This is a genomic window from Nostoc sp. FACHB-190 (assembly GCF_014696905.1).
In the GTDB taxonomy this organism is placed as follows: Bacteria; Cyanobacteriota; Cyanobacteriia; order Cyanobacteriales; family Nostocaceae; genus Nostoc_B.
This window is the reverse complement of the sequence record NZ_JACJQW010000001.1, coordinates 500,483-524,125: the sequence shown is the minus strand read 5'-3', so window position 1 is coordinate 524,125 and position 23,643 is coordinate 500,483. Positions and strand designations below refer to the sequence as shown.

18 protein-coding genes are annotated in these 23,643 nt (G+C 42.3%); 12 read left to right on the top strand and 6 right to left on the bottom strand.

Annotated elements, in window-relative coordinates:
- Window positions 1-340 precede the first annotated feature (340 nt).
- Window positions 341-1,459, top strand: coding sequence for a DNA-processing protein DprA (dprA, locus tag H6G28_RS02390; protein ID WP_190668719.1), 1,119 nt, complete (start codon window positions 341-343; stop codon window positions 1,457-1,459).
- Between the two features lie 442 nt (window positions 1,460-1,901).
- On the opposite strand, the gene H6G28_RS02385 is transcribed toward dprA, so the two are convergent.
- Window positions 1,902-2,480, bottom strand: coding sequence for an Npun_F5749 family FMN-dependent PPOX-type flavoprotein (locus H6G28_RS02385; protein ID WP_190668717.1), 579 nt, complete (start codon window positions 2,478-2,480; stop codon window positions 1,902-1,904).
- A 124-nt stretch (window positions 2,481-2,604) separates the two neighbouring features.
- Between H6G28_RS02385 and nrdJ the strand changes: the two genes are divergently transcribed.
- The 8 genes from nrdJ to H6G28_RS02345 all read left to right on the top strand — a co-directional run bounded on the left by nrdJ (window position 2,605) and on the right by H6G28_RS02345 (window position 14,720).
- Window positions 2,605-6,000 (top strand): ribonucleoside-triphosphate reductase, adenosylcobalamin-dependent, encoded by a 3,396-nt coding sequence (gene nrdJ / locus H6G28_RS02380; protein ID WP_190668714.1) that lies wholly within the window; start codon window positions 2,605-2,607, stop codon window positions 5,998-6,000.
- A 301-nt stretch (window positions 6,001-6,301) separates the two neighbouring features.
- Complete coding sequence (locus H6G28_RS02375; protein ID WP_190588016.1) at window positions 6,302-6,520, top strand: ssl0294 family protein; 219 nt, start codon at window positions 6,302-6,304, stop codon at window positions 6,518-6,520.
- 482 nt (window positions 6,521-7,002) lie between these two features.
- Window positions 7,003-7,302, top strand: coding sequence for an RNA-binding regulator (gene rbp / locus H6G28_RS02370; protein ID WP_190588017.1), 300 nt, complete (start codon window positions 7,003-7,005; stop codon window positions 7,300-7,302).
- A 686-nt stretch (window positions 7,303-7,988) separates the two neighbouring features.
- Window positions 7,989-9,038, top strand: coding sequence for a class 1 fructose-bisphosphatase (gene fbp, locus H6G28_RS02365; protein WP_190588018.1), 1,050 nt, complete (start codon window positions 7,989-7,991; stop codon window positions 9,036-9,038).
- A 293-nt stretch (window positions 9,039-9,331) separates the two neighbouring features.
- Complete coding sequence (gene tal, locus H6G28_RS02360; protein WP_190668712.1) at window positions 9,332-10,477, top strand: transaldolase; 1,146 nt, start codon at window positions 9,332-9,334, stop codon at window positions 10,475-10,477.
- 104 nt (window positions 10,478-10,581) lie between these two features.
- Window positions 10,582-12,111, top strand: coding sequence for a glucose-6-phosphate dehydrogenase (gene zwf, locus H6G28_RS02355; protein ID WP_190588020.1), 1,530 nt, complete (start codon window positions 10,582-10,584; stop codon window positions 12,109-12,111).
- A gap of 164 nt (window positions 12,112-12,275) precedes the next feature.
- Window positions 12,276-13,646 carry a glucose-6-phosphate dehydrogenase assembly protein OpcA gene (gene opcA / locus H6G28_RS02350; protein WP_190668710.1) on the top strand — a complete coding sequence of 457 codons (1,371 nt, stop codon included), beginning with the start codon at window positions 12,276-12,278 and terminating at the stop codon, window positions 13,644-13,646.
- Between the two features lie 393 nt (window positions 13,647-14,039).
- Complete coding sequence (locus H6G28_RS02345; RefSeq protein ID WP_242054431.1) at window positions 14,040-14,720, top strand: YlcI/YnfO family protein; 681 nt, start codon at window positions 14,040-14,042, stop codon at window positions 14,718-14,720.
- A gap of 875 nt (window positions 14,721-15,595) precedes the next feature.
- Here the strand turns inward: H6G28_RS02345 and clpB are convergent.
- The 5 genes from clpB to H6G28_RS02325 all read right to left on the bottom strand — a co-directional run bounded on the left by clpB (window position 15,596) and on the right by H6G28_RS02325 (window position 21,120).
- On the bottom strand, window positions 15,596-18,238 hold the full coding sequence (gene clpB, locus H6G28_RS02340) for an ATP-dependent chaperone ClpB (RefSeq protein ID WP_190588022.1): 2,643 nt from the start codon (window positions 18,236-18,238) through the stop codon (window positions 15,596-15,598).
- Between the two features lie 61 nt (window positions 18,239-18,299).
- A complete protein-coding gene (locus tag H6G28_RS37255) occupies window positions 18,300-18,431 on the bottom strand; it encodes a hypothetical protein (protein WP_277877193.1) in 132 nt (43 codons plus the stop codon).
- 285 nt (window positions 18,432-18,716) lie between these two features.
- Complete coding sequence (gene gloA / locus H6G28_RS02335; protein ID WP_190588023.1) at window positions 18,717-19,151, bottom strand: lactoylglutathione lyase; 435 nt, start codon at window positions 19,149-19,151, stop codon at window positions 18,717-18,719.
- Window positions 19,152-19,441: 290 nt separating this feature from the next.
- Window positions 19,442-20,011 carry an HMA2 domain-containing protein gene (locus H6G28_RS02330; protein ID WP_190668707.1) on the bottom strand — a complete coding sequence of 190 codons (570 nt, stop codon included), beginning with the start codon at window positions 20,009-20,011 and terminating at the stop codon, window positions 19,442-19,444.
- A gap of 626 nt (window positions 20,012-20,637) precedes the next feature.
- Entirely contained in the window at window positions 20,638-21,120 is a 483-nt protein-coding gene (locus H6G28_RS02325) for a protein tyrosine phosphatase family protein (RefSeq protein ID WP_190588025.1), read from the bottom strand.
- 325 nt (window positions 21,121-21,445) lie between these two features.
- On the opposite strand from H6G28_RS02325, the gene H6G28_RS02320 reads away from it, so the two are divergent.
- From H6G28_RS02320 to H6G28_RS02310, 3 genes are all read left to right on the top strand, one after another.
- Window positions 21,446-21,910, top strand: a complete 465-nt coding sequence (locus H6G28_RS02320; RefSeq protein WP_190588026.1) for a helix-turn-helix domain-containing protein — start codon at window positions 21,446-21,448, stop codon at window positions 21,908-21,910.
- Window positions 21,911-21,928: 18 nt separating this feature from the next.
- Entirely contained in the window at window positions 21,929-22,483 is a 555-nt protein-coding gene (locus tag H6G28_RS02315; RefSeq protein WP_190588027.1) for a VapC50 family PIN domain-containing toxin, read from the top strand.
- Window positions 22,484-22,576: 93 nt separating this feature from the next.
- The gene (locus H6G28_RS02310; protein WP_190588317.1) at window positions 22,577-23,623 is read left to right on the top strand and encodes a zinc-dependent dehydrogenase; all 1,047 of its coding nucleotides are present in this window, start codon (window positions 22,577-22,579) and stop codon (window positions 23,621-23,623) included.
- Window positions 23,624-23,643: the final 20 nt, after the last annotated feature.

The window sequence follows — 23,643 nt, the reverse complement described above, 5'->3', positions numbered from 1 at the left end:
TGCGGGGAGGGGTTGGGGGCTTTCAAGGGCAGGTTTTTAAACCTTCGATAAATAGTTGAGAATATTCTCAATTATGAAACGTAGTTTTAACTGTTCAGACAATAATTTTGGTTTTAAAAGCCCAAAAATTTGTCTAATAAAAAAAGCCTGCCCTTGAAAGGGGGTTGGGGGTGGGGTTCCGACTGTATTACATACAAGCAAGTAAGAACCGCTATAACAGTCATAACAACCCCATAACCTGTAACCTGTAACCTCTAACTTATCCCCTCTTTTTGAAAAAACTGTAGCTACTGCGGATGATTTGGGAATACTCAACGAGAGTGGGTGTGAGGATCAGTCAGTGGTAGAAGAAAGGGCATATTGGTTAGCTTGGGGGCAAATTTCGGGAATTGGCCCAGTTTTATTGCAACGTTTAAAACAGCATTTTGGCAGTTTATCTACAGCTTGGGAAGCTAGTAAAGCTGAATTGGGGGAAGTTGAGGGTTTTGGTTTGCAAACTTTGGGCAAAGTAATTAAAATGCGATCGCAGTTACATCCAGAACAATTACTTACCCAACACCAACAAGAAAACCCGCATTTTTGGACACCAGCCGATGCAGAATATCCCCGCTTACTTCTAGAAACACCCAGTCCGCCGCCTGTTTTGTACTATCGGGGTGAAGTTGATTTAGCTGAAAACTTCGGACAAAAACCGATGGTGGGAATTGTTGGTACTCGTCAACCTTCGGAGTATGGGATTCGTTGGACTCGCCAAATCAGCACAGCTTTGGCGAAAAATGGCTTTACTGTGGTTTCTGGGATGGCGGAGGGAATTGACACCGAAACCCACAGCGCCACCATCAAAGCTGGGGGACGCACACTCGCAGTTTTAGGAACGGGTGTAGATGTGATTTATCCCCACAAAAACCGAGATTTGTACCACCAGATTTTAGGCGCAGGTTTAGTGTTAAGCGAATATCCCGCCAAAACCCCACCTGACCGCACTCATTTTCCCCGACGCAATCGAATTATTGCTGGCTTAAGTCGGGCAATTTTGGTGATGGAAGCGCCTTTAAAATCTGGTGCGTTGATTACTGCTACCTACGCCAACGATTTTGGCAGAGATATCTATGCACTACCAGGAAGATTAGATGATTATCCATCCCAAGGTTGTTTAAAGTTGATTTCCCAAGGCGCTTCGATAATTTTTCGAGAATTAGATGAACTATTAACTTTGTTGGGTGCGGTACCCAAGTTAGATACAGTCGCACCTTCCCAAACCACAGAACAGTTAAATTTGACGAATTTATCACCGCAAATGCAACAGATAATTGATGCGATCGCTTACAATACTGTACCCTTTGATGCGATCGTTCAAACAACCGGCATTCCCGCCAGTTCTGTTTCTGGTTTGTTGTTACAACTCGAACTCATGGGTTTAGTTTCCCAACTCCCCGGAATGCGCTATCAAAAAAGTTAACACCAAATTGAAGAATGATTGCGACAAATGAATTGCCCAAAAGCTTACCAGTAAAGCCTATCTCAATCCAAAATCTAAAATCTAAAATCCAAAATGGTATAACTTTCCCGGAATGTTAGAGTTAGGACTTACGCATCAAAACGAAAAATCAAGGGTTTTGGCGAGGGTGTAGGGGTTCAGGGGTATAGGGGAGCCACTGGCGTGGGCGGGTTTCCCGACTTGAGCCAAGTGGCGTGTGTACTGATTCAAAATCCTTACACCCCAAACCCTTTCACCCTTACACCCAATCTCCACAGATAATCTTTGTGCGTAAGTCCTGAGAGTGTCAGAATTTTTCAATACCTAGTATTCCTTCTATGCAAGGCATTGCGTTAATTTATACCTTGCACCAAACAACTGAAGTCGTGGTTCAACAGTCAAACCCTTGGCTGTTTCTTGAGAATTAGGGGTTTACTTCCTCTCGATGCCATTCTTGATTTTCACCAAGCTGATAAATAGTTCTATTTTGTGGTTCGCCGCGCAATTCTAAATGATCAACTTCTACGGGATCAAGTAATAGCAAGCAAAAATTGACAACTGGTTGTAAAGGATCAGGGGCTGGTGGTGTAAACGCCTCTGGGGTTGTGTCTCTAGGTTTACTGGGATGAGGCCAAGCAAATTGTAACCGCGCTGCATCGCTGAGGGCTTGCCAAGTAGCAAGTCTGGCTGATTGCAGTGCAGCATCATTACTATCTACTAAAGTTAAGCCGCCAGCAATGCGAAACTGTTCGCGGGTGTTGGGGAAATACCAGCAAGCTTCCGCCCAAGGTTGAGATTTTATTTGGTCAATTTTATCGCTACGGGTGTCAGTAATAAATTTTAGCTGATTGGTATCGTTGAGAAAGTCACGAAAGACTACAGTCCGATTAGCAGGACGATGATCTGCCCGGATTGTCGCCAGTTGTAGGTAACGAGAGTATATCAGACTACGGTTGCGATGTAGGGCGCGAGCGATCGCACCTCGCCAAGGAGCAAGGGACATTATGTAGTTTCGTTGCAATTGGTACAGCTACAGACGTAGCGCAAAGTGGGAAATTTTGCAATCTTTTATCCTCAACCTACTTGGCGTATAGTCGTAATCTGTTCAAAAGCAACAAGACTGGATTATGGTTCGAGAGCTTGAAAGAAAACGTCAGGGTGTTAAATTTCCCGAAACCGCGCCAGCAGCCAATCCTGTGTTTTTCAGGACTTACAGCCGCCGGACTGGGGTAGGGCTGAGAGAATCTTACGATGAAGTGTGCGATCGCACCATCCAAGGTTTAATCGAATTAGGTAAACTCAACCCAGAAGAAATTGCCCTCCTAGAAAAAACCCAACGCCAACTCAAAGCTTTACCTAGCGGCCGCTGGCTGTGGGTAGGCGGTACAGATTGGATAAACAAACCCAAGAACTTCTCCGGTGGGTATAACTGCACGTCCACCAATCTCCAAGACTGGAAAGCCTTCGGGTTGATGATGGACTTGGCTATGATGGGCTGTGGTACAGGAGCCATCATCGAACCACAGTATATTAATCAACTGCCTTCTATCCGCAATCGCCTTCATGTCACAGTACAAGGCGAAATCGGCAGCACTCCGAAAAACTTACGTCGTGAATTTACACAAACCGATATAGAAGGCAACCGCGTTACCATTCATGTCGGCGATAGCCGCGAAGGTTGGGTTGCATCTTATCAAACTCTGTTGGAACTCTCCACGGATGAAAGATTTACAGATGATGTAGAAGTATGTGTTGATATCAGTGATGTCCGTCAAGCCGGAGAAACCCTCAACGGTTTTGGCGGTGTTGCCAATCCGGTAAAATTGCCTGGATTGTATCAACGTTGTGCTGACATTTTAAATAAAGCTTTAGGCAGACAATTAAATTCTGTAGAGTGCTGCTTATTAATCGATGAAGCAGCAGTAACAATTGTTGCAGGCAATATCCGAAGAAGTGCGGGTATTCGCCAGTTTGTTGCTGAAGACCAATTAGGAGCAAATGCCAAAGATAATCTCTGGCAACAAGACGAAAACGGTAACTGGCGCATTGATCCTGAGCGTGATTCTCTACGTATGGCAAACCACAGTAGGGTATTTCATCACAAACCAGCCCTACAAGAGTCAATTGAAGCCGTCCGTAAGCAATATTACAGTGGCGAAGGCGCGATTCAATGGGCTGGGGAAGCTGTAGCCAGAGCGAACTGCGATTTATTAACAACACAAGCCTTAAAAGTTGATTTTTTGAAGGCTTACGATCAAGGAAAAGCTAAAGATTGGGTACAACAACGCTACCCAGAAATTGATGCTAAAGAATTAGAACATCGTTTAGGTAGATACGGCTTAAATCCTTGTCATGCAGGCGACACTTTAGTATCTACTAATCAGGGGCTAATTCCGATTAAAAATTTAGTTGGGAAACCATTTCAAGCATTAGTTGATTTGCGTTCTGTAGGATTAGATGGAGTTAGATTAACTGATGCGATCGCTTTTCCTACAGGAGTACAAACAACCTATACTATCAGCCTAGCAAATGGTCAGCAAATGAGATGTACTGCTGATCACGAACACTTCACTAATCAAGGATGGGTTGCAACCAAAGACTTAACTTCTGAGCATTATATTTATATTCAGAAAGGAACAGGTCACTTTGGTGAAAGTACAATCACTGTTGAACAAGCACAAATGCTGGGTTGGTTGTACGGCGATGGTTCAATTTACAAAGGAGCTAAAGGATTAGATGCAGTATTCTATATCAATCAAAAAGAGTATGAAACTGCTTTTCCTGTACTGACCTCTGCCGTACAATCTTTGACCGGATATAACCATCAGCCTAGTTTTATCAAAGGTGTATACACATTTCATAGTGGCTCACTTTTAATGAGAGCTTTCCTGGAAAAATTAGGTGTACAGTCTAAAGACTGTTTACCAGATAGATTTTTATCTGAGTCACAAGAGGTGATCATTGGTTTTTTACAAGGCTTGTTTTGCGCCGACGGTTGCGTAAATGTTACAGGTAAAAATATCGAACTACGCAACCGTTCAAGAAAACTCCTCCAACAAATTCAATTAATTCTGCTTAACCTGGGAATTAAAAGTAGTTTAATAGTCAAACAACAACCAGGAGACCCAGGTGTTCCATATAAATTGAAAGATGGAACACAAAAAATTAGTCAAAATCGAGGTAGCTGGCGACTGATCATCTATTCAGGAAGCGAAGCTAGAAAATATTGGCAATTAGTTGGTTTTCCTTTGACACCTGAAAAGCAAGAACGGCTAGAAAAACTGGCAAACAAAAAGCCGTTAAGAATTTATGCTGAAACTGTAGTTAGTAGTAGGTTTTCTTCCAAAGTTAAAAGCATAGAAGAATTTGGTGAAGAACCTGTATATGATCTCCATGTACCCCTCACTCATTCTTTCATTGCTAATGGTTGTATTACTCACAACTGTGGGGAAATTATTGGTAGCAATTTTCACTGCAACTTGTCTGAGATTCATCTCAATCAAATTGACCCATTTAATTACAAAGAACAAGAAGAAGCTTTCACGGCTGGGGCGTTATCTGTAGCCACACTTTTGAATCATAAATTCTTAGAGCCGCGCTATCAATATAGTCGGGAATTAGACCCAATTGTTGGAGTTTCTTTTACCGGCTTATTTGATTTCTTTGTTCATGCTTTTGGTGTAGACTGGTTGCGCTGGTGGGCAGAAGGCAGACCAGCTACTCCCCAAGGGTTAGCATTTAAACACCAAGAAGAAAAATATCTCAGCTTTTGGAGAGAAGTAGTACACAAAGCAGTGTGGGATTATTGCGATCGCCATCACATCAAACGCCCTAATCGCTGTACTACAGTCCAACCCAGTGGCACTAAAGCTCTATTATCTGGTGCGAGTTCTGGATGGCACCCACCTAAAGCTCAAAGATTTATTCGCCGCATCACTTTCCGCAAAAATGACCCCGTAGCCTTAGCCTGTATTGACTATGGTTATAATGTCATTCCCTCCCAGTCAGACAAAGACGAACAAGGTAACTTATTAAACGACCCCTTCGATCCCCGCGTCAGCGAATGGTTGGTAGAAATTCCCGTTGCTGTACCTTGGGCTGATTTACCCGGTGCTGATCAAATTGATGTTTCTAGATTCCCCGTCTTAGCCCAATTTGATTTTGTCATGCAAGTGCAGCGCCATTACGTCACCCACAACACATCCGCTACCCTAGAACTCCGCGCTGATGAAGTGGAACCCTTGGGAACACGCATTTACGAAGCCATCCAAAATGATGAAGGCTATATCTCCGCCGCCCTGTTAGCACGATTTGACGATTTACAATCATTCCCCCGCTTGCCATTTGAACCCATAGACAAAGCCACCTATGAGCGTTTATCTCAAGAAGTGTTAGCGCGACGCAAAACCGATGACTTCTGTGCTGTTCTCAGCCGCTACGACTCTGGCGAGTTAATGGAAGCAGGCCCTAGTGGTTGTGATTCTGATAAGTGTATGTTTCCAGATCAACAACCAACTTCGTAATTAAGGAGTGGGGAGTGGCCGGAATTTCCCTACTCCCTATTCCCTACTCCCTATTCCCTACTCCCTACTCCCTACCTTTCAAGGGCAGGCTTTTTTTATTAGACAAATTTTTGGGCTTTTAAAACCAAAATTATTGTCTGAACAGTTAAAACTACGTTTCATAATTGAGAATATTCTCAACTATTTATCGAAGGTTTAAAAACCTGCCCTTGAAAGCTACTCCCTACTCCCTACTCCCTACCTCTACGTTACGATTGATGAAGAAGTAATAATTTTTTATGGCATTGCCAGGAGAATTTTAATGTTTCTTGACGAATTGTCACCAATATTTAAAGAATTAACACAGCACCCAGTCTCTTTTCTCGGTGGTTTCTTTTCCGGTGTACTCAGACTGAACCTTAAGGATGATCCTGTCAAAAGCTGGCTAGATCAACAAAGAGGCGTAACTAGCCACTCCCAATCTCCAACCGAAGCCAACAATGGCAAAGCTACAGGGCCGCAAACAATTTCTATTGAATAAATTTGCTGCTAATTTCCAATTAAATTCATCACTTTATGCCTGCAACTCCCAACTCGTAGCTAGAGGAAAGTTGCAGGTTAATTTTTGGTTTCTTAGAGTAATGTAAAGATTAATTAATAGAATGTATAAAATCCGACTTTGATCCAGTACAAAAAACTTGCAAAATCGGTAAAGACATCAGTTAATCTTAACACAAGCAATTTTTATCCAAAAAAAATATAAGTTTGGCTTATTTTATGTTATTTGGGATTGTAATGTCCCATACTTTGAAAAATGTCACAATCAGTTATCATTATGAGCGTAAGCGTAAGTTCAGCCGCATGGACAGTTTAGTTGAAGTCACGCTAGCACTATGATTGCTGCGCCACAACGTTCGCCATCAATGAAAATAAATCATAAGCCACGACACAAAATTTGTAGTTTGTTGATCTCTGTTTTCTCGCTGAACTAACCTCTGTTTGTTGACAATTACGTGATCCCACATGACTATTTACGTTGGAAATCTCTCATACCGCGCTACTGAAGCAGATTTAAGAGCAGTATTTGCAGACTATGGCGAGGTCAAAAGAGTTGTCTTGCCTACTGATCGAGAAACCGGGCGGATGCGAGGTTTTGCTTTCGTTGAAATGGAAGAAGACGCTCAAGAAGACGCTGCCATTGCTGAGTTAGATGGTGCTGAATGGATGGGTCGGCAACTCAGAGTCAACAAAGCAAAACCGCGAGAAGACAACCCAAGAGATGATGGAAGACGAGGTGGTTGGGCGAAAAAACAAGAAATCTAAAACTAGGCGGGAGACAATAGTAACAAATTGGTTTGCAGTAATGCAAGAATTTGACTAACAGCAATTGCAAAACTAAGTAGAAGGACTAGATTAAACTAAAAAAGAGATGATCGGGTTTCGACACTTCGACAAGCTCAGTGCATCGCTGCGCTCAACCCTCGTCTTCTCAAGGATCGAGCATTGAGCGCAGTCGAAATGCGTCTTCTAAATAATTGTGTCTACCTACTTAAAAGTCAGCAAATTAAATATTTGGGTTTGAGATGTGGATGCTGATGACCTAGTTACAAATTGTTGTAATTATTCAACCGTCACACAAAACTTTACCCGACTGTTGTGAGTTAAAAACCAAGTCTCAGCAGCAGTCGGTTTTTTACGGTTCAGGTAAGTCTGGGAGTGATATTACTAACGTTGGTAGCTAGAGAAAACTTGGCGTAACGTAGTTTAACATGACTGAGCCGCTTTAAGTAAATTTACCTTGTTTAGTCTTGGTCGGGGCAAGCACTTCAACTGCCAACGAGACTTTTCTACCTTGAGACATTCACCCAAAATTGAGCCATTTCTTTAGTTTGTCTAAAGCCAAGTCAAGGTTATCAAATTACCTTTCTAAGATAGAAGCAGCAGCTATGAGTTGCTACCCATGACTTTACCCACCCAACTATTAACCAGTCGCTAGGGAGAATGCCAAAATGGCTAAAGCGCCAGAATCTCTAGAGTTGCCAGTCAACGATCATACAGATAAAAGCTTAGATCGTGATTGTACAACCTTATCTCGTCATGTTCTTCAGCAACTGCAAAGCTTTTCTCCTGATGCCCAGGATTTAAGTGCATTGATGAATCGCATTGCCCTTGCGGGTAAGTTAATTGCCCGTCACCTCAGCCGTGCAGGTTTAATGGAAGGCGTTCTCGGATTTACCGGGGATGTGAATGTCCAAGGTGAATCTGTGAAAAAAATGGATGTTTACGCCAACGATGTGTTTATCTCGGTGTTTAAGCAAAGTGGCTTAGTTTGTCGCCTAGCTTCCGAGGAAATGGACGACCCCTATTACATCCCAGAAAACTGCCCTGTCGGTCGTTATACCTTGTTGTATGACCCAATAGATGGTTCTTCTAACACAGATACTAACCTCAGCTTGGGTTCCATTTTTGCGATTCGCCAACAAGAAGGAGACGACGCTGATGGTTTAGCCACCGATTTACTGACCAATGGACGCAAGCAAATTGCTGCTGGCTACATACTATATGGGCCAAGCACTATGCTGGTTTATAGTATAGGTAGAGGGGTGCATTCATTTACTCTCGATCCCAGCCTGGGAGAGTTTATCCTCACCGAAGAAAATATTCGCATTCCTGATAATGGCTCTGTTTACAGTGTGAATGAAGGAAATTTTTGGCAGTGGGAAGAGTCAATTAGAGAATATGTCCGCTATGTTCATCGGACAGAGGGTTACTCGGCTCGCTATAGTGGCGCGATGGTAAGTGATATCCATCGAATCTTAGTTCAAGGTGGTGTATTTCTCTACCCAGGTACAATTCAAAAACCAGAAGGCAAATTACGCTTACTGTATGAATCGGCACCTCTGGCTTTTTTGATTGAGCAAGCAGGTGGTCGTGCCACTACGGGATTAGTAGACATTCTAGACGTAGTGCCGAAAAAATTACACCAACGCACACCTCTAATTATTGGTAGTAAAGAGTCGGTAGCAAAAGTGGAGTCTTTTATTCAAAACGGTCACTAGTATTAGAAGTTAAAAGTCAAAAGTCAAAAGTCAAAAGTAAAGTTTATTTACTGATAACTGTTGACCATTCATTTTTAACTGTTTCTTACTGTGAAGTTATTTTTGTCGTGATTTGCTAGTGTCTGCTTGGAGATGAGGAAGAGAAAATCTCGCTACTAAAAACAGAAGTAGGGATTATTTCAGCTGGTCGATGCGATAAGTGATTGGCAAAGCCAAAATGCAAAAGTCACCATCATTTCGGATGGATTGCCAAGTTCACTTGGAGACATCATTAAACGGAGGGAACTACAGCGATGGCCACCAATCATCTACAGGAGATTCAAGAATACGGTCAAAGTATCTGGATAGATAATTTGACGCGGGACATTATTCAATCAGGGGAATTGAAAAATCTGGTAGCAAATCAAGGAATCTCCGGAATCACCTCAAACCCAGCGATTTTTGAAAAAGCGATCGCCAATAACGCAATTTATGATGCGGACATAGAAGCAGGTGTTCGCGCTCAATTACCAACCTATAAAATTTACGAATCTTTAGTTTTTGCAGATATCCGTAACGCTGCTGATATTCTGCGACCTGTATATGAAGCCTCGAATGGAGTTGATGGTTATGTGAGTATCGAAGTACCACCAACCATTGCTCATGATACCCAAGCCACCGTTAACGAAGCCCGTCGTTATTTTCAAGAAATTGGCCGGGAAAATATCATGATTAAAATTCCCGGTACAGAATCAGGTTTACCAGCCGTAGAACAGGTAATAGCCGACGGGATCAACGTCAATATTACTTTGTTATTTTCTGTACAAAGCTATATCAATACAGCTTGGGCATATATTCGGGGCTTAGAAAAACTTGTAGCTGAGGATAAAGACATTAGCAAAATTGCTTCTGTTGCCAGCTTTTTCCTCAGTCGCATTGATAGTAACATTGACGCAAAAATCGATGCAAAATTGCACCGTGGCGTTGATGATATTAACCAAGAAGCCAAACTCAGCGCCGTAAAAGGCAAAGTAGCGATCGCTAATGCCAAGATAGCTTATCAAGAATACAAAAAAATTATTGAAAGCGATCGCTGGCAAGCTCTTGCAGCCAAAGGAGCAAAAGTACAACGGTTACTTTGGGCTAGTACCAGCACCAAAGACCCGCACTACAGCGACGTGATGTATGTTGATGAGTTAATTGGCCGCGATACCGTTAACACCTTACCACCCTTGACAATAGCAGCTTGTGTTGACCACTGCGATGTAGGCGATCGCTTGGAAACCAAACTTAAAGAAGCTTATCAACTCATCGAAAGCTTGAAAGATCCAGACATCAACATCGATATCAATACCGTAATGGATGAACTGTTAGTTGAAGGTATTGATAAATTCGTTCAACCTTTCCAGTCCTTGATGAACTCTTTAGAAAACAAAGTCAAGCTATTGTCACCTGTGTAGGAAGTCTGAAGTAGGAAGTTTGAAGTCTGAAATTTCATACTTCATAATTCATACTTCATACTTCATCCCATTCCAAATCTCAACTCCAAGATCGAAAAATTGTTATGGTCAGTCTGCTAGAAAATCCCTTGCGCGTTGGCCTACAACAGCAAGGGATGCCCGAACCCCAAATTATAGTTATCTTTGGCGCTTCTGGTGATCTTACCTGGCGCAAACTAGTTCCAGCATTATACAAACTCCGGCGGGAACGGCGAGTGCCACCAGAAATCACTATTGTTGGTGTAGCCCGTCGGGAATGGAGCCACGAATACTTCCGTGAACAAATGCGTAAAGGCATGGAAGAAGCACACGGTGGTGTGGAACTAGAAGAACTGTGGCAAGACTTTTCTCAGGGTTTGTTCTATTGTCCTGGTGATATAGATAACCCAGAAAGTTACCAAAAACTCAAAACCTTATTAAACGAATTAGACGAGAAACGCGGCACACGCGGGAATCGGATGTTCTACCTCTCCGTCGCTCCCAACTTCTTCCCCGAAGCCATCAAGCAACTAGGAGAAGGTGGAATGCTGGATAATCCAGAGAAACACCGCCTCGTAATTGAAAAACCCTTTGGTCGAGACTTGGCTTCTGCCCAAAGCCTCAACGTTGTTGTCCAGAAATATTGTAAAGAAAACCAAGTCTATCGCATTGACCACTACTTAGGTAAAGAAACCGTTCAAAACCTACTAGTCTTCCGCTTCGCCAATGCGATTTTTGAACCACTGTGGAACCGTCAATTTGTTGACCACGTACAAATCACTGTTGCTGAAACCGTAGGTGTAGAAGACCGGGCTGGTTACTATGAAAAAGCCGGCGCACTCCGCGATATGTTGCAAAACCACTTAATGCAACTGTATTGCTTAACAGCAATGGAAGCACCCAACTCAATGGATGCGAACAGTATTCGGACAGAAAAAGTTAAAGTACTCCAAGCTACTCGTCTAGCCGATATCCATAACTTGTCTCGTTCTGCCATCCGTGGTCAATACAGCGCCGGTTGGATGAAAGGACAGCCAGTACCAGGGTATCACCAAGAACCAGGAGTTGACCCCAACTCTGGTACACCCACTTATGTAGCTATGAAATTCATGGTGGATAACTGGCGTTGGCAAGGTGTACCCTTCTACCTGCGGACTGGCAAAAGAATGCCGAAAAAAGTCAGTGAAATTTCCATCCATTTCCGCGAAGTGCCTTCACGGATGTTCCAGTCCGCCGCCCAACAAAGAAACGCCAACGTCCTGGCAATGCGGATTCAACCCAACGAAGGCATTTCCTTGCGTTTTGATGTGAAAATGCCAGGAGCAGAATTCCGCACTCGTTCCGTAGATATGGACTTTAGCTACGGTTCCTTTGGGATTTCCGGTACTTCCGATGCCTACGATCGCCTCTTCTTAGATTGTATGATGGGCGACCAAACATTATTCACCAGGGCGGATGAAGTGGAAGCAGCTTGGCAAATAGTTACTCCTGCCCTTTCCGTTTGGGATGCGCCCTCAGACCCAGCCACCATTCCTAAGTACGAAGCAGGTACCTGGGAACCCGCAGAAGCCGAATTTTTGATTAACCAAGACGGCCGTCGCTGGCGCAGACTGTAAAATTTTAGATTTTAGATTTTAGATTTTAGATTAGGGACTAAATAAATAGCGAATAGGTAATAGATAAAAGTAAAAACCATTTCTTGCTAATTATGTTTAGTAGTTCTTAATCAAAAATCTTAAATCGTCAATCCAAAATCCAAAATCCAAAATCCAAAATTACTATGACCCAAGCTCCTACCATTTTTTCACTCCAAGCCCCCAAAGACATTTCGCTCAACGAAATCGAAGCGGAATTGAATCAAATTTGGCAAAGTTACGGCATCACCGGTGAAGATGGCGCACTACCCGCAGCCACTCGTGCCACAACTTTTACCTTAGTAGTTTACGAACCAGAAGAAACCCAATATCTGTTGGCATCTCTGGGATTTTATAACGGCCCCATTGATGGGATTTTAGGGCCACAAACTGACATCGCCCTGCGGTTAGCGCAACAAAAATATGAACTGCCCGAAACCGGCACCACTACACCAGAAACTTTAGCCAAACTACGGGAAGAATACAGCAAACGTCAAGGTAATGGAATCGTTACAGACAATGGTAACGGTTCTTATAACGTCAGTGTCACCAGCCCCAGAATTGCTGATGAAATTGCTTTGCGTAACCCCTGCCGGATCATTGCCCTCTGCCCGATCGCCGGCGAAGATGAAGGTGTAAAAGCTCAAGTTTCGGCTTACTGCCCAATTCAAAAGCAATCTTCCAGCACTTTGGTTTGTTGCGAATACATCACCCTCTCCGGTACCACCTCAGCTTTAGAAAGAATTGGTGGGATGATTCCCGCATTACTCATCGGTGGTTTACCCAAGTTTTTGTGGTGGAAAGCTACTCCCGACCCCAACAACCCCTTATTTAAGCGACTAGCCGCAGTTTGCAACAACGTTATAGTTGATTCCTGCAACTTTAACGAGCCAGAACATGACTTACTCAGCTTACAAGAATTGGTTGAAACCAACGTACCTTTAGCTGACCTGAACTGGCGACGGATCTCAGCATGGCAAGAGTTAACAGCAGAAGCCTACGACCCACCCCACCGTCGTGCCGCATTAAAAGATATTGACCGCGTAATGCTGGATTATGAAAAAGGCAACTCTGCCCAAGCACTATTGTTTTTGGGTTGGCTGGCTAGTCGTCTAGAATGGATGCCAATTTCCTGCCAAAAACAAAGCGATGACTATGATATTCTGCGGATTCGCTTTGTCGCACAAGACCAAAAACAGATAGAAGCCGAATTAGCCGGAGTTCCCGTTGCTGATGTAGGCGAAATTCCCGGAGACTTAATTGCATTACGTCTCAGTTCCACCAATCCCAAAGCCGACTGTAGCACCTTAATTTGTACAGAAACCGGCGGTTGTATGCGGATGGAAACCCACGGCGGCGCTCAAACTTCTGGTTTAGTCCAACAAGTTAGCTCACTTTCCGAACAAAAAGCCGAAGTACTGCTGAGTCAGCAAGTACAACGCTGGGGACGTGAGAACCTGTTTGAAGATAGCTTAGGAGTGATCTCCCAAATCCTGAAATTAGCAGTGAAGAATTAAGTCATCCTGAAAATAAGGAAGATTTCAGTAGTTTTCATCTCAGCTTGTGCCAATTAAGTTAACCCCGGTTTTTTCACAAAATCGGGGTTTTTGAATTTCATCTGGTTGAGATTAATTCTAAAAACCACTGCGCTCAGATAGAATTTTTCATTGAAATAAATTCTACAAATCTAGCCTTGCTCTCCTCTGAATTTTACTGCGAATAAATAAAAAATACCGATTATTGCTAATTTACATAAGATATTGTCTGCAAAAAAATATGAGTAATTTCTTTCACTTTTGATTGTGGCTTTAGTCAATTGAGGCTGGGTTTAGGGGTGAAAACGTATAGGGCTTCGCCGTGAGCGTCAGCCGAACGGTGTAAGGACTTTGAATGAGTACACCCATTAACCCATGTCACCAACCTTGATAAAACCTGGCAACTTGCTTTACCAGAATTTGACCACCGTAAATACTGGTGTTAAAAATGATGAATTATTTTTGGTGCATTTTGCCATTATGACTAAGGTTCAAAGATTAGCACACAAGATGTTGCAGTGCCAGGAAGAGTCAGTGAGGTTTTCTGTAACACTCTTACCTACAGACCACTCCCGCCTAGAGAAACTAGCGCAATTGATGGGATACACAAAAAGCGCCTTTTGCAGTGAACTGATTGCGGCGGCGTTGGATGATATGGAAGAGGTAATTGATACTCCTGACTCTCACATTGATAAATTTCTCCCCTCGGCTGAAGAATATGCTGAAGCTTTTACCACTATTGAAGCCAGTCTTACACCGGGACACCGAGCGATGTTGGTGGCTCATTATCATTTTCCTAACCGGACTACGACAACTTCGGAATTAGCCAAAGCAGCTAGTTATGACCATTACGGGGCTGTGAATTTGCAATATGCTAGGCTTGGCTATTTGCTGGCAAAACATTTAAATTGTGTGTTGCCGACTCACTCTGATGGTTCGCCATTTCCGACTGCTATTTTAGTTGAGTGGAGTTTTGAGGATGTTTGGTACTGCACATTGCATCCACAAGTGGCTGAAGCATTAGAAATTGTGGGTTTAGTAGGTTGGCAAAGATAAATCTGCTTGATTTGTGAGAATTTGAATATTTACTATTATTTTTGCTTGGTAAATAACTGAGGAGTGTTATCACAAATCAAATATGTTTTTATCTCTGCACCTTGGAAATCGCACTCGCAGCAATGATGTTTGCAATCAATAAAAAAATCCCCCAGTGGTGGCAGCCTCTGGGGGAATTAGTTATCAGGGTGCATCTACCAATTAATTGTTCTGTTGACGGCTGGCTCTAACCGGATAAAACTTTTCTGATTCTGGAATTACGCAAAAAAAATCCCCCAGTTGGTGAAAACCAGCTAGGGGAATTAGTTATCAGGGTGCATCTACCAATTAATTGTTCTATTGACGGCTGGCTCTAACCGGATAAAACTTTTCTGATTCTGGAATTATGCAAAAAAAATCCCCCAGTTGGTGAAAACCAGCTAGGGGAATTAGTTATCAGGGTGCATCTACCAATTAATTGTTCTATTGACGACTGGCTCTAACCGGATAAAACTTTTCTGATTCTGGAATTACGCAAAAAAAATCCCCCAGTTGGTGAAAACCAGCTAGGGGAGTTAGTTATCAGGGTGCATCTACCAATTAATTGTTCTATTGACGGCTGGCTCTAACCGGATAAAATTTCCAAAAAAAACCCCCAGCCATGTTAAATAGCCAGGGGAGTTGAAGATCAAGGTGCATCTACCAATAAACTGTTCTCGGTAGATACTAATTAATCCGGATAAAGTTATGACTCTTAGTTAGTAGTAGAACTTAACAGGTGATAACAAGGCTAAAGAGATTGTTTCACAAGGGATAGAGCCTGAAAACACGTTGAAAAAATTCCTTACTAAAACTACAATTGATCGGCGAATTAGCTATTTATACATAGCTTCTTGTTATGTAATTGGCTGTGGGACTGATACTTTCACAGTGGATTTTTTGCGAAAAATCAATTTGTCTTCGGCTTTGTCAATGAGGATGGTATCACCGCCAATGAAGGTATTTTCTAATATCTTTGTAGCGATGGGGTTTTCGACTTCTCGGCGAATTGCTCGTTTTAAGGGACGTGCGCCATAAACAGGGTCGTAGCCCATTTCTACTAAGTAATCACAAGCTTCCTGGGTGATTTCAAAGGAGATTTTTTGCTCTTTCAACAAGTTCTCAACGCGCTTGAGTTGAATGCGGATGATATGGCGCATTTCGGAACGGCTGAGGGTGTGGAAGAGAATGGTATCATCTACACGGTTGAGAAATTCGGGGCGGAAGTGCGATCGCAGTGCATCTGTTACCCTCTCCCGCATCATGTCATATTTAGAATCATCACCAGACACATCTAAAATGTGTTCGCTACCAATGTTACTGGTCATAACAATTACGGTATTACGAAAATCTACTGTTCTGCCTTGAGAATCAGTGATTCTACCATCATCAAGTACCTGTAACAGAATATTAAACACATCGGGATGGGCTTTTTCCACTTCATCCAACAACACAACTGAGTAAGGATGGCGGCGCACAGCCTCGGAAAGTTGACCGCCTTCTTCGTAACCCACATACCCAGGAGGCGCACCAACTAACCGCGCTACCGAGTGTTTTTCCATATACTCGGACATATCCAGGCGTACCAAAGCATCCTCAGAATCAAAGAGAAACTGCGCTAAAGCACGGGCGAGTTCTGTTTTACCTACGCCAGTCGGCCCCATAAACAAAAATGAACCGATGGGGCGGCTGGGGTCTTTCATCCCGGCGCGGGCGAGACGAATGGCGGCGGCTACAGCTTCGACGGCTTCATGTTGACCAATTACCCGTTCGTGTAAATGGCTTTCGAGTTGCAGTAGTTTTTGCCGTTCGGACTCTAGCAGACGGTTGACGGGGATACCTGTCCATTTAGCGACGATTTCAGCAATGTCGGCTTCGGTGACTTGTTCGCGCAACAAAGTCGAACCTTGGCTTTGGAGTTCTAAAAGTTTGGTTTCTTTAGCTTCGCGATCGCGCTGCACACCCTCTAATTTGCCATACTTTAATTGAGCAGCTTTATTCAAATCATAAGCCCGTTCTGCCTGATCAATTTGTACGCGCAATGCTTCTTCTTCTTTCTTTAAAACACTAATAGCTTCTAATAACTGCTTTTCACCTTGCCATTGTTCGTTAAATTCTTGCTGTTTTACCTTTAAGGTGTCAATTTCCTGTTCAATGCGCTGCAAGCGTTCCCGCGTTTGAGTAGGAACTTTTTCTTCGCCAGCCAGTGACAGTTTTTCCATTTCTAACTGCATCAAGCGGCGGTCGATGGTTTCCAATTCTGAGGGTTTGGAGGTAATCTCCATTTTCAACTGTGCCGCCGCTTCATCTACTAAGTCAATGGCTTTGTCGGGTAGGAAGCGGTCAGAAATATATCTGGCTGACAAAGTAGCTGCCGCCACTAGGGCTGAGTCGGAAATTTTGACGTTGTGGTGGACTTCGTAGCGTTCTTTCAAACCCCGCAAAATCGAGATAGTGTTTTCTACGTTAGGCTGATCGACAAAAACTTGTTGAAAACGGCGTTCTAAGGCTGCGTCTTTTTCAATGTATTTGCGATATTCATCTAAGGTTGTCGCGCCAATACACCGCAGTTCACCCCGCGCCAGCATCGGTTTGAGTAAATTCCCTGCATCCATCGCCCCTTGTTGGTTGGAACCAGTACCAACAACGGTGTGCAGTTCATCAATAAACAGGACAATTTGTCCATTAGATTCAATTACTTCCTTGAGGACGGCTTTCAGGCGGTCTTCAAATTCACCCCGATATTTTGCCCCAGCAATTAAACTACCAATATCTAAAGAGATTAATTGCCGATTTTTCAGCGATTCTGGGACATCACCGTTGATTATACGTTGTGCCAAGGCTTCTGCGATCGCAGTTTTCCCGACACCCGGTTCACCAATTAAAACGGGGTTATTTTTACTCCGGCGTGACAATACCTGAATCACACGGCGAATTTCATCATCCCGCCCGATAACTGGGTCGAGTTTTCCGGCTTTGGCTTGTTCTGTTAAGTCCCTACCAAATTTTTGCAATGCTTCGTAGCGAGACTCTGGATTTTGGTCTGTCACTTTTTGGCTACCGCGTACAGCTTTAATTGCCGCTTCTAGAGTACCACTATCCGCATTAAAACCTTTAAGTATCCGCCGCCCAATACGTTCATCTTCTGCAAAACCTAAGAGAATATGTTCTACAGAAATGTAGGTATCTTTCATTTTGACTCTAGCTTCCTCGGCGCGGTCAAGCAGCACATCTAAAGTGCGACCGAGGTAAAGTTGGTCATTATTGGCAACTTTGGGCTGACGTTGAGTATATGCTTCGAGTTGCTGTTGTAAACGGATGGGGTCGATTTCCGCCCGTGCTAAAATGCGAATCGCTAAACTAGTGGGTTCTTCTAAAAGGGCAATAATTAAATGTTCAACGTCTAATTGTTGTTGTTTATAAGCACGAACTATATCCTGAGATTTAACAATTGCTTCCCAGGCCTTATCTGTAAATTTATTGGGATCTGTAGGCTGCATCGTTACGAAGTTGAATTGCGGATTTTATTTAAGAAATTGGAGTTGGGAAAAGGTAGAGGACTTATGATGAGATGCGATCGCTGCATCCCCTGTTAGTAGCGTAGGATGAAATAGAGCGATAAGCTAGGGGCGAGGAATAATCAATAATAAAGGATTTATAACCACGAAACTTGCCACCCACAAGAATAAACATTTACACTTCATACTTCACACACTTCACACTTTTACCGTATTCTCTCCCCAAATCATCATCCAAGCACTATTGACTTTAAATCCGCGTGTATCTGTGGTTGCAAGTTTAGCGTAATTTATTTTCGGGAATGCTTTGGGGGTATAGGGGTCAGGACTTCCGCACAAAGTTTGTCTATGAAGAATGGGTGTAAGGGTTTTGAATACCGGGGAAGTCAAAAGTAAAAAACCTTTTGACTTTTAACTTTTGACTTGATTCTGCCCCTTACACCCTAATCCTAATCAAAAATTATTGCGATACCAGTTGTTCTTGTGATGTTTGCTTGGCGGCTGATCCTTGAGTCCCCAATTGAATGAGTTCAATTTTGTAGCCATCGGGATCTTCCACAAAAGCAATGACTGTCGAACCATGTTTCATTGGCCCTGGTTCCCGCGTTACTTTACCACCACGATTTTTAATTGCTTCACAGGTAGCATAAATGTCATCTACTCCCAAAGCAATATGACCGTAAGCGTTACCTAATTCGTATTTTTCTACTCCCCAGTTATACGTTAATTCAATTACTGCATTGTCACTTTCATCACCATAGCCAACAAACGCCAAGGTAAATTCTCCCCCTGGATAATCTTTTTGACGCAGTAATTTCATACCTAGGAGATCACAGTAAAATTTCAATGATTCTTCTAGGTTCCCTACCCGTAACATTGTATGTAGTAAACGCATAATGACTAATGAATTTTTAGCTTCAAGTTGTTGATTTCTGCCAACATTCTACAAGGGACTGCTCAAAAGTATAGGACTCATATTTGATTTGGGAAAAAAATCAGTACATTCAGATCAGGCTTCTTTCCTACTCCCGACTCCCCATTCCTTATTCCCTACCTGCACTAGATAAAAGTGCTATGTGCTGCACCACTAACTACATTTTGACGAAAAACAATCTGGCTGGTAGAGTAAAAACCGACCAAGACATTACCTATTGGACAATATGTTAAATTATCAAATCTGAAGAATTAAGCAGAGTTGAGTACTGATTGCGATCGCCACTGCTTGCCAGGTAAGATAAACACTACAGCAGATTTAAGTCCTTGAATTATCCTTTCTCCAGTCGAAAGTAATCTTTCCCAACGGTCTTTTCGCAGTTCTCGATGCTGAATAGCGTTACGTGCTTTGTTGGCGTTACGTAAGCTCTCTATTAAGTTAGCGCAAGCATCAAAAATAGTTGTGACAATTGTTTTATTGCTGACCTTGGTTGGTAATACGATATTTGGGGCGGTTTGAATTAGATGAACTAACTGCGATCGCATTTGTTCATCTGGCATTAAACCTGATGGATAATTAATCACAATAGACGAAGCTGAAGGGTTAATTCTCACTTTTGCATTCTTAATTTGAGATTCTATTGCTACCTTCAGTTTATTGGCATACTCTTTATCTTTAGCAAGTCGCGGCACTCGCAAGCGGATTCTTCCAGCAATTGCATGAGCAATGCTATATGCAATTGGTTGAGTTTGTGGTTGATGATGAGTTGAATTTTTCCTTTGCTGATTTTGGTGTAAACTCAATAAATTTTTATAATTCATATCCAAATTTGTCTTAACTAAAAAATATTTTTTATATGTATTTTGTAATTGTTTTCAGCAATTAAAGATAACATCCAATATAATAAGTGTGCCATAAGGGAAAAAACTCTATCCGCAGAAGAGTATCCGCAGCTATCAAAGGTATGACGATAAATCTAGGCTTACTGCTCAGTTTACTTGGATAAAATGAAACCATTTAAGTTAAAGGTTTTAAATCAATGTCAGAGGATGTTTGAAAAGTATTTATCCGTAGTTTCAAGCACTCGTTGATCCCCCCTAGCCCCCCTTAAAAAGAGGGGAATTAATCTCAAAGTCCCCCTTTTTAAGGGGGATTTAGGGGGATCTAAAGTATTTTGCTACCAACAAGCAGACTTTTAAAACAACCTCTCAGAGGCTTTTCCATTCTCAAATTCTGCTGAACTCAATAAATGGCATCAAGGTATTACAATGGCTAACCGTAATAACATTTTCTGTTATAGCCTTTCTCATTCTAGTGAAGTACAAGCAAGAATAATTAACCGCCGATGGCCGCAGATAAATTTGTAACTCAGCAGACCAGGAAAGGCTATATAAAATTACGACAACATTGAAACTTATAAATTTCACTGTTGTCGGAGTAATAAAATTTAGCGAGCAAGTACCGCTACTTTGGCATGTTTATTCACATAGTTAACAAATAATTGCTTCAGCCTCGGACTCACACTAAAACCATTAAAGTCTTCTAAAAAGCCAAAGCCTAAACTTTTGGCTTTAGCTAAGGTTTGTTCTGCGTTTAGTCCTTCTTTGATGGCTATACTTAACAGCGCAATTCCTGTTGAACGCATTCCGGCTGCACAATGGATGAGAACTGGTTTAGGTAGCTGTTCTAGCGTCTTTAGGGTTTGGGTAATCAATTCCTCATTCAGTGCTTCTAGCTTGACAGGTACGTTGACATAATATAGTCCCAATTTTTCCGCAAGCTTCTGCTCATCCCGAAAAAATCCTAATTCATCAGGCGATCGCAAATTTAACACGGATTTATAACCTTCTTGGATAGCTTGCTCTAGCTGTTTTACTGAAATTTGTCCTGTTGTTGTTAAGCTGTCGTTGATTAATATGGCGTTATTCACATTCACTCCTTCTAACTTGGCTTGCAAAAATGCTGTGAGCAGCTATTCAAAAATGCACAGCGAAATTTGACAAAAATGCAATTAATCGGCTGATTAACGCTAAATTTGTCTTTTTGTTTTGATAATTTTATTGCTCTATCCATAATATACGGTTAATCTATCGACTTACCGATGTTTAGAACAAATAATCGATATGACCGTTAGATTTAGTGGTTTTTATCTATTTGCTAAGTTGTCCAACTGTAGGAAGCGAGCGATCGCAGTTTGTTTCGGATATTGCGTTTATGAAATACAATTGTGCTATTACAGTTGCATAAACTTCGCCATGACTTCCATCATCCCTGGACAGAACAAACCATTAGAGCCAGTTTTACTTCAAGAACAAGAAATTCAATCTATCAAGCAGCTAGAAAGTATACTGGAACCAGAAGATACTCAACTGCATTTAGTAGGCGCAAATGGCGAAACAATTCCCATCCCTGAATCAGTAGATAAAGTGTTGCGTAAAGTTGTTCAGGCAATGGCATCAGGTAAATTAGTCTCAATAGTAATTCAAGAGCAAGAATTCACAACACAACAAGCAGCAGACTTTCTGAACGTATCACGTCCCTATCTAATTAAGTTGTTAGAGCAAGGTGAAATTCCTTACATTATGGTAGGGACTCATCGGCGTGTACGATTTGAAGATTTGCAGCAGTATAAACAGCAGCGAGATAGCAAGCGTAGAAAATTTTTGCAAGAGCTAATAGAGATGACTGAAGAAGCTGGTTTGTATGAAGATGCTGAGTAACAGCTTAGGAAAATAGCTATGCTCAAAGTTATCTTAGATGCGTGTGTTTTATTTCCAATGTACTTAAGAGACACCTTGCTATCCACTGCGGAATCTGGACTGTATCTACCTTATTGGTCACAGAGAATCTTAGATGAAGCAATGAGTAATCTAGTTCTCAGGGGTAAGATTTCTGCTGAAGGCGCTAAAAACTTAGAGGAAGTTATCAAATATGCTTTTCCTGAAGCAATGGTTGACGAAGTGCCTTGGGAATTAGAACAGGCTATGACGAATGATCCCAAAGACCGTCATGTTCTTGCTGCTGCGGTCATAGTCAAAGCTGATATCATTGTCACGAATAATCTTAATGATTTTCAAAACCAAGCTTTAACACCGTGGCATGTCAAAGCACAGTCGCCTGATAATTTTCTGAGTGAGCTATTCGATGAATACCCAAGAGAAATGATTCAAGTTCTCCAGAAACAGTCCCAAAATTATAAAAGAAGTCCTAAAACTTTTATTCAGTTACTTGAACTGTTGAGTAAACAGTTACCGGGATTTACAAGCAAAATTTTATCTCATGAATCTATCTAAAAATTAGTGGAAACACAAAAATCTCTGAGTTTATAGCTCAACGTTGACTGCAAATGTTACATCTAAGATTGTTGAGCAGTGAAAAAAATCAACGTGAAAGCACAGGTATTCAGAGGCGTAAATCAACTTTCTTACGAAGAAATCCCAGTTCCAACCCTAGAACCAGATGAGGTACTGGTGCAGGTGCAAGTTGTGGGGCTGTGTCAGTCGGATATTAAAAAAATCCTTTATCCTCTTTATGAACCGCCACGCATATTTGGACATGAGACTGCGGGAAAAATTGCCGCCGTGGGTTCAGAAGTTAGAGGTTGGCAAGTGGGACAAAGGGTAGCGGTGATGCACCACATCCCATGTATGCGTTGCGCTTATTGTTTAAATGAAAATTTCTCGATGTGCAATGTCTACAAAAATATCTCTACCACAGCAGGGTTTAATGCTAGTGGTGGTGGTTTTGCAGAGTATGTGAAAGTACCAGGACACATTGTGCAGAATGGTGGTTTAATTCCGATCCCCGAAGATATTAGTTTTGAAGAAGCAAGTTTTGTGGAACCGACAAATTGCTGTCTCAAAGCAGTGAAGAAAGCCCAAATTGCCCCCGGACAAACAGTATTAGTCACTGGAGCCGGGCCGATTGGGTTAATGTTTGTGATGTTGGTGAAGTATTTTGGGGCAAAAGCGATCGCCACTGATTTACTGCCCTCTAGAATCGAAAAAGCTTTGGAGGTTGGTGCAGAAGCAGCTTTTGATGCCCGTGATCCCGATTTACCCACGAAAATTCACGCCCTCACAAATGGACTAGGTGTGGATGTGACCTTGTTGGCTGTACCTAGTGAAAAGGCGTTTTTTCAAGCACTAGACTGCACTCGTAAAGGGGGGAAAATACTGTTTTTCGCTGAGTTTCCCGATGAATTAGAAATTCCTATCAATCCGAATATTCTTTATCGCCGAGAAATTGATTTGATGGGGAGTTACAGTTCTTCTTACCGTCTTCAGGCGCTGTCGGCGGATATTGTATTTAATCGGCGGATTGATATTCCCGCCTTAATTAGCGATCGCTACCCTCTCAAAGATTTATCAGCAGCCGTAGAACAAGCGATCGCCCCTTCTCCTGATACATACAAAATATTAATCTATCCTTGATCCGGGCAAACAAGCTAACA

Excerpts from the sequence above, each read along its gene's own strand:
- H6G28_RS02385 (WP_190668717.1), bottom strand. The coding sequence starts at position 2,480 with ATGTCCCTTGCTCCTTGGCGAGGTGCGATCGCTCGCGCCCTACATCGC.
- nrdJ (WP_190668714.1), top strand. The coding sequence starts at position 2,605 with ATGGTTCGAGAGCTTGAAAGAAAACGTCAGGGTGTTAAATTTCCCGAA.
- H6G28_RS02375 (WP_190588016.1), top strand. The coding sequence starts at position 6,302 with ATGTTTCTTGACGAATTGTCACCAATATTTAAAGAATTAACACAGCAC.
- rbp (WP_190588017.1), top strand. The coding sequence starts at position 7,003 with ATGACTATTTACGTTGGAAATCTCTCATACCGCGCTACTGAAGCAGAT.
- fbp (WP_190588018.1), top strand. The coding sequence starts at position 7,989 with ATGGCTAAAGCGCCAGAATCTCTAGAGTTGCCAGTCAACGATCATACA.
- tal (WP_190668712.1), top strand. The coding sequence starts at position 9,332 with ATGGCCACCAATCATCTACAGGAGATTCAAGAATACGGTCAAAGTATC.
- zwf (WP_190588020.1), top strand. The coding sequence starts at position 10,582 with ATGGTCAGTCTGCTAGAAAATCCCTTGCGCGTTGGCCTACAACAGCAA.
- opcA (WP_190668710.1), top strand. The coding sequence starts at position 12,276 with ATGACCCAAGCTCCTACCATTTTTTCACTCCAAGCCCCCAAAGACATT.
- H6G28_RS02345 (WP_242054431.1), top strand. The coding sequence starts at position 14,040 with ATGTCACCAACCTTGATAAAACCTGGCAACTTGCTTTACCAGAATTTG.
- clpB (WP_190588022.1), bottom strand. The coding sequence starts at position 18,238 with ATGCAGCCTACAGATCCCAATAAATTTACAGATAAGGCCTGGGAAGCA.
- H6G28_RS37255 (WP_277877193.1), bottom strand. The coding sequence starts at position 18,431 with ATGTTTATTCTTGTGGGTGGCAAGTTTCGTGGTTATAAATCCTTTATT.
- gloA (WP_190588023.1), bottom strand. The coding sequence starts at position 19,151 with ATGCGTTTACTACATACAATGTTACGGGTAGGGAACCTAGAAGAATCA.
- H6G28_RS02330 (WP_190668707.1), bottom strand. The coding sequence starts at position 20,011 with ATGAATTATAAAAATTTATTGAGTTTACACCAAAATCAGCAAAGGAAA.
- H6G28_RS02320 (WP_190588026.1), top strand. The coding sequence starts at position 21,446 with ATGACTTCCATCATCCCTGGACAGAACAAACCATTAGAGCCAGTTTTA.
- H6G28_RS02315 (WP_190588027.1), top strand. The coding sequence starts at position 21,929 with ATGCTCAAAGTTATCTTAGATGCGTGTGTTTTATTTCCAATGTACTTA.